11 protein-coding genes are annotated in these 10738 nt (G+C 44.0%); all 11 read left to right on the top strand.

What is annotated here, in order from left to right; all coding sequences use genetic code 11:
- Positions 1–168: 168 nt before the first annotated feature.
- Complete coding sequence (locus F7734_RS58460; protein WP_155753323.1) at positions 169–795, top strand: 4Fe-4S single cluster domain-containing protein; 627 nt, start codon at positions 169–171, stop codon at positions 793–795.
- Positions 796–952: 157 nt separating this feature from the next.
- Positions 953–1384 carry a lactoylglutathione lyase gene (gene gloA, locus F7734_RS58455; RefSeq protein WP_155753321.1) on the top strand — a complete coding sequence of 144 codons (432 nt, stop codon included), beginning with the start codon at positions 953–955 and terminating at the stop codon, positions 1382–1384.
- A gap of 27 nt (positions 1385–1411) precedes the next feature.
- Positions 1412–3061, top strand: coding sequence for an iron uptake porin (locus tag F7734_RS58450; RefSeq protein ID WP_207714466.1), 1650 nt, complete (start codon positions 1412–1414; stop codon positions 3059–3061).
- A gap of 147 nt (positions 3062–3208) precedes the next feature.
- Positions 3209–3439, top strand: coding sequence for a hypothetical protein (locus tag F7734_RS58445; protein WP_155753319.1), 231 nt, complete (start codon positions 3209–3211; stop codon positions 3437–3439).
- On the top strand, positions 3436–3678 hold the full coding sequence (locus F7734_RS58440; RefSeq protein WP_155753317.1) for a type II toxin-antitoxin system RelE/ParE family toxin: 243 nt from the start codon (positions 3436–3438) through the stop codon (positions 3676–3678). Before F7734_RS58445 ends, F7734_RS58440 begins: the two co-directional genes overlap by 4 nt.
- A gap of 439 nt (positions 3679–4117) precedes the next feature.
- Complete coding sequence (gene clpB / locus F7734_RS58435) at positions 4118–6787, top strand: ATP-dependent chaperone ClpB (protein ID WP_155753315.1); 2670 nt, start codon at positions 4118–4120, stop codon at positions 6785–6787.
- A gap of 401 nt (positions 6788–7188) precedes the next feature.
- The gene (locus tag F7734_RS58430) at positions 7189–7632 is read left to right on the top strand and encodes a hypothetical protein (RefSeq protein ID WP_155753313.1); all 444 of its coding nucleotides are present in this window, start codon (positions 7189–7191) and stop codon (positions 7630–7632) included.
- Positions 7629–8153, top strand: a complete 525-nt coding sequence (locus F7734_RS58425) for a helix-turn-helix transcriptional regulator (protein WP_155753310.1) — start codon at positions 7629–7631, stop codon at positions 8151–8153. Before F7734_RS58430 ends, F7734_RS58425 begins: the two co-directional genes overlap by 4 nt.
- 152 nt (positions 8154–8305) lie before the next feature.
- Positions 8306–9058: a Uma2 family endonuclease gene (locus F7734_RS58420; RefSeq protein ID WP_155753308.1), complete on the top strand. Its 753-nt coding sequence runs from the start codon at positions 8306–8308 to the stop codon at positions 9056–9058.
- Between the two features lie 160 nt (positions 9059–9218).
- Complete coding sequence (locus F7734_RS58415; protein ID WP_155753307.1) at positions 9219–9950, top strand: Uma2 family endonuclease; 732 nt, start codon at positions 9219–9221, stop codon at positions 9948–9950.
- A 161-nt stretch (positions 9951–10111) separates the two neighbouring features.
- Positions 10112–10738 (top strand): Uma2 family endonuclease (locus tag F7734_RS58410; RefSeq protein WP_155753305.1); only part of this gene is annotated, 627 nt, incomplete at its 3' end.

Raw genomic sequence — 10738 nt, 5'->3', positions numbered from 1 at the left:
ATAACCAACTATACACTAACAACTAACCAATAACCACTAACCACTAACCACAAACCACCAACCACTAACCACTAACCACTAACCACCAACCACCGACCACTCACATAACTTCCTCACATTTTGTCGATATGTTGCAAATAAATCTATATCCCCAGAGAGATTAAGAACATGACCCAACAGAAAACAAATCCTTATCTTTCTTTGATTGAGATTCCAGCTGGATATCTTAACATTATGGGCTACGTGGATGAATCAGAGGTTAATGGTCCCGGATACCGTGCTGTTGTTTGGGTGCAGGGTTGTTTGCGGGAGTGTCCGGGTTGTTTTAATCAGGAATCTTGGTCTTTTGAAATTAACCAATTGGTATCGGTTGATAGCTTAGCTGAAAAAATTCTCAGTAAACCCCGCAATCAAGGGGTGACATTTTCTGGAGGGGAACCCTTTTGGCAAGCCCCTGCTCTGGCTTCTCTTGCTCGTAAATTGAAAGCAGCTGGGCTGAATGTTATGTCTTTTTCTGGTTTTACTATAGAACAATTGCGATCGCCCTACGGACCTGCTGGTGCTGAAGATTTATTGGAACAGTTAGATATTCTGATTGATGGTCCTTATGTTGAGTCACTGGCAATCAATTCACCCGTTTCCCCCGTGTCTTCTAGCAATCAACGGGTTCATGTCCTCAACCCAGCTTTTCAAGACCAAATCACTTGGGCTAGCGACCAGATAGAGGTTCATATTTTCAAAGATGGCAGCCGTCTGATTACGGGTTATCGCGGAGGGTTAATCAGTGACCACTAACCCCTAACCCCTAACCCCTAACCCCTAACCCTAACCCCTACCCCCTAACCCCTAACCCCTACCCCTAACCCCTACCCCCTAACAACTAACCACTAACCCCTAACCACTAACCCCTAACCACTTACAATAAATGCGGAACCATTTAAGGGAGAAAATTATGCGACTCCTGCATACAATGCTACGGGTAGGTAATCTTGAAGAATCTTTAAAGTTTTACTGTGAAGTTCTGGGAATGAAACTACTGCGGCGAAAGGATTATCCAGGAGGTGAGTTTACTCTAGCTTTTGTTGGCTATGGTGACGAAAGTGACCATACAGTTCTGGAACTGACTTATAACTGGGGCGTAGACAAGTACGATTTGGGTAATGCATACGGTCACATTGCTCTTGGTGTTGATGATATCTACGCAACTTGTGAGGAAATTAAAAAACATGGTGCTAAAGTGGTACGGGAACCGGGTCCTATGAAACATGGTTCTACGGTTATCGCATTTGTGGAAGATCCAGATGGATATAAGGTAGAACTGATTCAACTGGGTACTCAAGGGTCTGCTGCTAAACAAGAAACTGCACAGCACGTGACTGCCTAGCAATCTTAAATTAAATACGTAAGTGTGATGGAGTTGAGCGTTAAGCAATGCAAGTGGCAGAGAATTCGTTGTCAAAAACTGTTTGCGGGAAGTTCGATTGGTTGTATCTTTTTTAGCCAACTGTGCTTTCCTTCAACAGCGAGTTCTTTGCCTTCTCTACAGCGCCAAGAGGCTGCGTTTTCAATGGCGATGGATGTGGCAACGGATGGGGAAACAGAGGCAATAGAGGAATTTTTTGAGGATGTTACGGATGATTCTGCATCATCTGATACTTTAAATCAAGAGTTTGCTCCACCAACTTCGGTTTCGGAATTGTCTGATGTTCAACCCACTGACTGGGCTTATCAGGCATTGCGATCGCTCATGGAACGCTATGGCATTCTTTCTGGGTATTCTGATGGTAAGTTTCGCGGTAACCGCCCTCTGTCTCGGTATGAATTTGCTGCTGCTCTGGCGGCTACTTTGGATAAGGTGGATAGCTTGATTGTTAATGCTATTGGCGAGCAGTACATTCAAGAGGATTTGGTGACTTTAAGGCGATTGCAAAGAGATTATCGTTCTGCCTTGGATCAATTGCAGCAAAGAATTGCGTCTACCGAAAACCGGGTGACTCAACTTGAGGCGAATGAATTTTCTACCACGACCAAACTTCAAGGACAGGTGATTCTTGCCCTCACGGAGGGTAGTAATTCTGGAGCTAGCATAATTACTCGCGAACGGTTAAATCTCTTAACAAGTTTTAACGGTCAGGATATACTTCTGACTCAGTTGGAAGCAGGTAATAACGGGCTTGATACGATTGGACAGGCGCAAGAGAAAAATGTCAACTTGTTGGGAACAAGCGGTTTGATTGCCAATGGAGGTGGGCTGGATTATATAGAAGCGGATAGCAGTCTCCGTCTCAGGCGCTTGTATTATACTTTTCGCCCGGTTTCCGATTTAGCCGTCACTGTTGGGGCAAAAATCTCGCCACGGGATTTTATTGACCGTAACACTTATGCGAACAACGAAGCTGTTGATTTTAGTTCTAGCTTTTTTCTGAATAACCCTCTGATTGTCCAAAACCAAATGGACCGCAATGGCGGTGCAGGCGCTGTCCTCTCATGGAACCCAGGGAGCGGACCTTTTACTTTCCGTTCTCTCTACGTTGCTGCTGATGCAAATAATCCCAACTCCAGCACTGATGGTGGTTTGTTTGGGGATAGGTACCAAACCAGTGTGGAACTCGAATACGCGGCTCGCGATCGCTTTGCACTCAGACTACAATATACTAATGCCGCAATTAATAACACTGACATTAACGCCTTTGGGGTTAATGCCGAGTACGCCCTCAACCGTTATATCGGGGTATTCAGTCGCGTGGGATTTGGGAATTATCAGGGATTTAATACTGCTATCAACCAGGACTTGGATTTACATTCCTTCAGTTGGGCAGTAGGATTGGGTCTTCGCAACCTCTTCATTCCCGGAACGACTGCGGGTATCGCTGTTGGTCAACCTTTCGTTACCAATAAATTGGGAAATGCAAATCAAGTTAACTTTGAAACATTTTACAATTTAGAACTCAACGATAATCTCAGTATTAGCCCTATATTGTCTGTAGTCACAAATGCTGATAACAGCACTTCCAACAGTACTATTTGGCAAGGGACTCTCAGAACTGTGATTGTGTTTTAGGGTTAGTGGTTGGTTGTTAGTGGTTGGTTGTTAGTGGTTGGTTGTTAGTGGTTGGTTGTTAGTGGTTGGTTGTTAGTGGTTGGGGCGCAAGGCGTTGCGCCCGTACAGGGTGGGTTACAGTTGTACTATGCTTACTAAAGCTAAAAGATGAAAGTCGATAAATATCCGTTTGCCAGAGAATTAATCACCGACACAGAAGGGAACATTCAGAAAGTGGTCATTGACTTTAATGACTATCAACGTCTGCTTGAAGCCATTGAGGATGAAGGACTAATCCTTGCGATGAAGGCAGTCCAAGACGAAACACCACGTAGCCTCAATGAAGCACTAGCAGAACTTGAAGAAGAGCGAATACCCAGTACCTTCCTAGTTTTTTGAAAGACCTCAAAGCTCTCAAAAGTACACCGTATTTTGAATCCATAAAGGCACTCGTCTTTGAAGAAATACCGGAAATTCTCACTTTTGAAGAAATAACCAATTTGAAAAAGTTAAAGAACTATGAAAATGCTTATCGAATTCGGATAGGTGATTATCGGATCGGCATTATATTTGATGGTGGAACAATTACCTTTCAACGAGTGCTACACCGTAAAGAGATTTATCGCTATTTTCCGTAACAAATTGAAGCTAAGTACTCAAGGAAAAGACAGCATTTGAGATTTGGTTTTGCGTTTCTCTTTAAGTAGTTCATTTGTTCGTATTGAAAGGGTTGGCAGCGCCTACCCAACTAGTTAACCACTAACCAGTCCAGAGGTACAAGAACAAGTACACCGATAATGCTTGTATATTAATTTAGAATCAGCATCAAAATTTATATCTTGCATACCCACCAACCAGTCTCGTTCTTGGGCTACTGCCACAGAATGTCTACCGCGAGGTTCCGCCTCAAGTAGTTAAAATATTATAAAGTATTGAGGTAGCAGCCCACAACAAGTGAATTCTGTGGTTGCAACCAAGGTCGAAAAGAGCACATGCCTCTTCCCTAACCCCTATCTAAAATCTAAAATCTAAAATCTAAAATCCAAAATCCAAAATCCAAAATCCAAAATCGTAAAGATGCAGCCTACAGATCCGAATAAATTTACTGATAAAGCTTGGGAAGCAATTGTCAAATCGCAAGATATTGTCCGCGCCTATCAACAACAGCAACTTGATGTTGAACACCTACTGCTTGCTCTGTTGGAAGAACCGACGGGGTTAGCAACACGTATTTTTAGTCGGTGTGAAATTGACCCCTCTCGCTTGCAACAACAACTTGAAGCTTTTACCCAACGTCAGGCAAAAGTGGGGAAAAATGACCAACTTTACCTGGGACGTAGCTTAGACCTTATGCTGGATAAGGCTGAGGAAGCTAGAGCTAGAATGAAGGATGGTTTTATCTCGGTTGAGCACTTACTCTTGGCTTTTACTGAGGACGATCGCATTGGTCGAAGGGTACTGAAAAGTTTTAATGTAGATGCGGCTAAGCTTGAGGCTACTATTAAATCGGTGCGTGGCAGTCAAAAGGTGACTGACCAAAATCCGGAGTCTCGTTATGAAGCTTTACAAAAGTTTGGCAGGGACTTGACAGAACAGGCAAAAGCTGGTAAATTAGACCCCGTTATTGGACGAGATGATGAAATTCGTCGGGTGATACAGGTATTGTCTCGACGTAGCAAAAATAACCCGGTATTGATAGGTGAACCTGGAGTAGGTAAGACTGCGATCGCAGAAGCCTTGGCGCAGCGTATTGTGAATGGTGATGTTCCGGAATCTTTGAAAAACCGTCAGTTGATTGCTCTCGATATTGGCAGTTTGATTGCTGGGGCTAAGTATCGAGGTGAATTTGAAGATCGGTTGAAATCGGTGCTGCGAGAGGTGACAGAATCCAACGGGCAAATTGTTCTGTTTATTGACGAACTGCACACTGTTGTAGGTACCGGTTCCAATCAACAAGGGTCAATGGATGCAGGGAATTTGCTCAAACCAATGCTCGCACGGGGAGAACTGCGGTGTATTGGGGCAACAACTTTGGATGAGTACCGTAAATTTATTGAGAAAGATGCGGCTCTGGAACGGCGCTTTCAACAAGTTTTTGTGGATCAACCGAGTGTAGAGGATACGATTTCCATTCTGCGGGGATTGAAAGAGCGTTACGAAGTCCATCACAATGTAAAAATTTCGGACTCAGCCCTGGTGGCTGCAGCAACACTGTCAGCTAGGTATATTTCCGACCGCTTCTTACCCGATAAGGCGATAGACTTGGTGGATGAAGCAGCAGCACAGTTGAAAATGGAGATTACTTCCAAGCCAACAGAATTGGAAATCATTGACCGACGGTTGATGCAGTTGGAAATGGAAAAGTTATCTCTGGCTGGGGAAGAAAAGGCAACGGCTCAAACAAAAGAACGTTTTGAGCGAATTGAGCAAGAAATTACCAATTTGACGGAGAAACAGCAGACGTTAAACAATCAATGGCAGGGTGAAAAGCAACTGTTGGAAGCAATTAGTGCTTTGAAACAGGAAGAAGAAAAGCTGCGGGTGCAAATTGAACAAGCAGAACGGGCGTATGATTTGAATAAAGCCGCACAGTTGAAGTATGGTAAGTTGGAAGGAGTGCAGCGCGATCGCGAAGCTAAAGAAACCCAACTGTTAGAAATTCAAAGTGTGGGAGCGACTTTACTGCGAGAACAGGTAACAGAAGCCGATATTGCGGAGATTGTGGCAAAATGGACGGGCATTCCCGTGAACCGCTTGCTGGCATCGGAACGGCAAAAGTTGTTGCAATTGGAAAGTCACCTGCACGAACGAGTGGTTGGGCAAGAGGAAGCTGTATCGGCTGTGGCTGCTGCCATTCGTCGCGCCCGTGCGGGGATGAAAGACCCCAGTCGTCCTATCGGTTCCTTCTTGTTTATGGGACCGACGGGTGTGGGGAAAACAGAACTGGCTCGTGCATTGGCACAGTTTCTCTTTGATTCGGCTGACGCTTTGGTGCGTTTGGATATGTCGGAGTATATGGAGAAACACTCGGTATCTAGGTTAGTGGGTGCGCCTCCAGGGTACGTGGGTTATGAGGAAGGAGGTCAGCTTTCAGAAGCAGTGCGCCGCCGTCCTTACTCTGTGGTGTTACTGGATGAGGTGGAAAAAGCTCACCCCGATGTGTTTAATATTTTGTTGCAAGTGCTTGATGATGGGAGAATTACTGATTCTCAGGGACGGACGGTTGATTTTCGCAACAGTGTGATTGTGATGACCAGTAATATCGGTAGCGAACACATACTGGATATATCTGGTGATGATGCCAATTATGCCAAAATGCAGAACCGGGTGATGAATGCTTTGCGTTCTCACTTCCGCCCAGAGTTTCTCAACCGGGTTGATGATACTATTTTGTTCCACACTCTCAATCGCAATGAAATGCGACAAATTGTACGCATTCAACTCAAACGAGTGGAAAGCCTCCTCAACGAGCAGAAAATTTCCTTGGAAATCTCTGCTGCAGCTTGCGATCGCTTGGTAGAAGTGGGATACGATCCAGCTTACGGTGCAAGACCGATTAAACGAGCAATCCAACGGGAAGTAGAAAACCCATTGGCAACTAAGTTGTTGGAGAATACGTTTGTTCCCGGTGATACGGTCGCGATCGATGTCCGGGATAACGAACTGGTGTTTAGTAAGAAAATGGTGATGAAGGTACCAGCGACACAGAGCAAAACTTTGTTGATGGAAGCATCAAGCGAAGCATAAACCTCGTTCCCTTCATCAGCACCTCGTTCCCTTCATCAGCACCTCGTTCCCAGGCGGAGCCTGGGAATGCCTGACTCGAGGCTCCGCCTCCCGTATTCCCTTCATCAGCACCTCGTTCCCAGGCGGAGCCTGGGAATGCCTTACTGGAGGCTCCGCCTCCCGTATTGATCTGCAGAACCTTGTAACTGTTCTTGATACTATAGCGTTTCAATTGAGTGCAATACACAGAGTTAAGGAACCGCAGACGCACGCGGATACACGCAGATAAATTTATACTTCATTGATGAGAATTTATTAAAAGAATCAGTGTTTGGTTGAAGTAGCATTCTGATATCTAAGCGTTTATTAACTTTAATGATAGGCTTTATAACAGTAATTTTTTAGTACTATCTCGCTATTAAATGATTCCTGACTTTGATGAAAACAGCAATCTGCCACCAGAGGTGCATTTTTGTGATTGGAATGAATTTAAAGAAAGATTTGGGTATAACCTACGCCGACGTAATTTAATTAAGGGAATTGAAGAAGTATTAACGCTACTTAAGGCAGCTAAATCTAGGACTAGATATTTAAATGGAAGTTTTGTAACCTCTGAACCAAATCCTCAAGATTTTGATATGTGTTGGGATCGCGATGATGTGGAAATCGAGTATTTAAGGAAAAATGCACGCTTATTATTAAATTTTTATAACAGTGCAGCCCAAAAAGCTAGGTATGGAGGTGAAATTTATCCATCCGATCGACCTGTGGATGAGTCTACAATGTCAATAGAGTTTTTCCAACGAGACAGGCAGCAAAACCGGAAAGGCATTATAGCTATCGATTTACGGGAGTGGGAGCTATGATTAAAAATGAGTATGAGTATCAAGTCACTAAATCTTGGGTAGGCAAATTTCAACAAGCAATTATTACCTTCTCCCAAAATGAAGAGAAAAAGCAAAAAGACCCCGAAGGTTGGCAGCTAATGATTGATTCTTACTTTGCTCAAATTAAAAACCTGCTAGACGAAATAGCAGATTATGAATCTTTATTAGACCATAATCCTGAAGAAACTTTAGTTTTACAAACTTCAAATATCAGTTTTTCAGAGATGGGAAAGCTTTTAGTAAAAGCTAGAATTGCTCAAAAAATAAGTCTTAAGGAACTGGCTGCACTCACTAGATTAACAGAAGAAAAACTCAAAGAATATGAAAATAAAGATTACCAAAACGCTAGCTTTAATGATGTAATTGAGGTAGCTGAAGCTCTCGGTATTAAGTTACAGCATTGTACTTTAGTTTCAAAAATTGATGGTTTTCTTAGCAGTGAACTGACCAAAATTCGTCAACACCAGCACATAAATATAGACTCTGTGGCAACATCTTAGAGCTTAATTCTGATGGGCAGTCGAAACTTTGTACCACCTCGATCCTGTGGCTCCGCCTGGGAATGCCTAACTGTGGGCTGCAGCCGCCAGTATCGATCGCATCCAGAATTGGCAACGATAAAATCAAAATAAGTAGACCAAAGGCAGTATATATGGTAACCCAACTCGGTGCAGCCAAAAGAGTCAATGAACTGGTAATATCGTGGGAAGCGTTGCCCAAAGATTTTCAATTAGAGGATGAACCAGTGGAAAATACAGGTCAGCCACTGTTGGCTGGTGCGTTGCGAGAAAGTTTGGAAATCAGTGGTTTTATCCAAGAGAAAATGTTAATAGCTTCCAATTTTGGTCTGTGTGCGACACTCAACGGGGAATTGATAGTGAAAGCACCGGATTGGGTTTACGTCGCCTCGGTGAATGAAGTCATAGCAGAACGCAGAAGCTACACACCGAATTTAGAAGGGGAAGTCCCTGCGGTGGTGATGGAATTTTTATCCGAGACACAGGGAGAAGAATATTCGGTAAAGCGGACTTATCCACCGGGAAAATGGTTTTTTTACGAGCAAATTTTGCAGGTGCCAGTGTATGTAATATTTGACCCGGATGGTGGGTTGTTGGAATATTATCAACTGGAAAATAGACGCTACGAATTGAAGCAACCCGATGAAAATGGTCGTCATTGGATGGATTCAGTCGGGTTATATTTGGGGACGTGGCAAGGAACAAAAGGAGGCAGAACAGGTTATTGGTTGCGGTGGTGGGAGCGCTCCGGGAATTTGCTACCTTGGGCAGTGGAAATGATTGAACAAGAACGTCAACGCGCCGAACAAGAACGTCAGCAAAAAGAACGGTTGATTGCTTATTTGCAATCTCAAGGTATCGATCCAAATAATTTGCCCACTGACTAGTACTTCGCCACATAAATTCTGATGGGCAGTCGAAACTTTGTACCACCTCGTTCCTGGGCTGCAGCCTGGGAATGCCTAACTTGAGGCTTAGCCGCCAGTATCGATCGCATCCAGAATTGGCAACGATAAAATCAAAATAAGTAGACCAAAGGCAGTATATATGGTAACCCAACTCGGTGCAGCCAAAAGAGTCAATGAACTGGTAATATCGTGGGAAGCGTTGCCCAAAGATTTTCAATTAGAGGATGAACCAGTGGAAAATACAGGTCAGCCACTGTTGGCTGGTGCGTTGCGAGAAAGTTTAGAAATCAGTGGTTTCATCCAAGAGAAGATGTTAATAGCTTCCAATTTTGGTTTGTGTGCGACAGTGAACGGGGAATTGATAGTGAAAGCACCGGATTGGGTTTATGTTCCCCGTGTCAATGAAGTCATCTCAGAACGCAGAAGCTACACACCGAATTTAGAAGGAGAAGTCCCCGCAGTGGTGATGGAATTTTTATCCGAGACACAGGGAGAAGAATATTCAGTAAAGCGGACTTATCCACCGGGAAAATGGTTTTTTTACGAGCAAATTTTGCAGGTGCCAGTGTATGTAATATTTGACCCGGATGGTGGGTTGTTGGAATATTATCAACTGGAAAATAGACGCTACGAATTGAAGCAACCAGACGAAAATGGTCGTCATTGGATGGATTCAGTCGGGTTATATTTGGGGACATGGCAAGGAACAAAAGAAGCTAGAACAGGATATTGGTTGCGGTGGTGGGATGGCGCAGGGAATTTGCTACCTTGGGCAGTGGAAATGATTGAACAAGAACGTCAGCAAAAAGAACGGTTGATTGCTTATTTGCAATCTCAAGGTATCGATCCGAATAATTTGCCCACAGACTAGCGGGCAGTCGAAACTTCTTACCACCTCGCTCCACTGCCTCTGGCTGGGAATGCCTGACTGTGGGCTGCCGCCTCCCGTATAGCTCTGCTCAGCCTCCGGTATCCAACTCATCCAGAATTGGCAACGATAAAATAAAAAGAAACACACCCAAGGCAGTATATATGGTAACCCAACTCGATGCAACCAAAAGAGTCAGTGAACTGGTAATATCGTGGGAAGCGTTGCCCGAAGATTTTCAATTAGAGGATGAACCAGTGGAAAATACAGGTCAGCCACTGTTGGCTGGTGCGTTGCGAGAAAGTTTGGAAATCAGTGGTTTTATCCAAGAGAAAATGTTAGTAGCTTCCAATTTTGGTCTGTGTGCGACACTCAACGGGGAATTGATAGTGAAAGCACCGGATTGGGTTTACATCGCCTCGGTGAATGAAGTCATAGCAGAACGCAGAAGCTACACACCAAATTTAGAAGGAGAAGTCCCTGCGGTGGTGATGGAATTTTTATCCGAGACACAGGGAGAAGAATATTCGGTAAAGCGGACTTATCCACCGGGAAAATGGTTTTTTTACGAGCAAATTTTGCAGGTGCCAGTGTATGTAATATTTGACCCGGATGGTGGGTTGTTGGAATATTATCAACTGGAAAATAGACGCTACGAATTGAAGCAACCCGATGAAAATGGTCGTCATTGGATGGATTCAGTCGGGTTATATCTGGGGACGTGGCAAGGAACAAAAGAAGCTAGAACAGGTTATTGGTTGCGGTGGTGGGATGGGGCAGGAAATTTGCTA

The sequence above is a fragment of the Scytonema sp. UIC 10036 genome (assembly GCF_009725235.1).
This window is presented reverse-complemented; position numbering and strand designations above follow the sequence as displayed.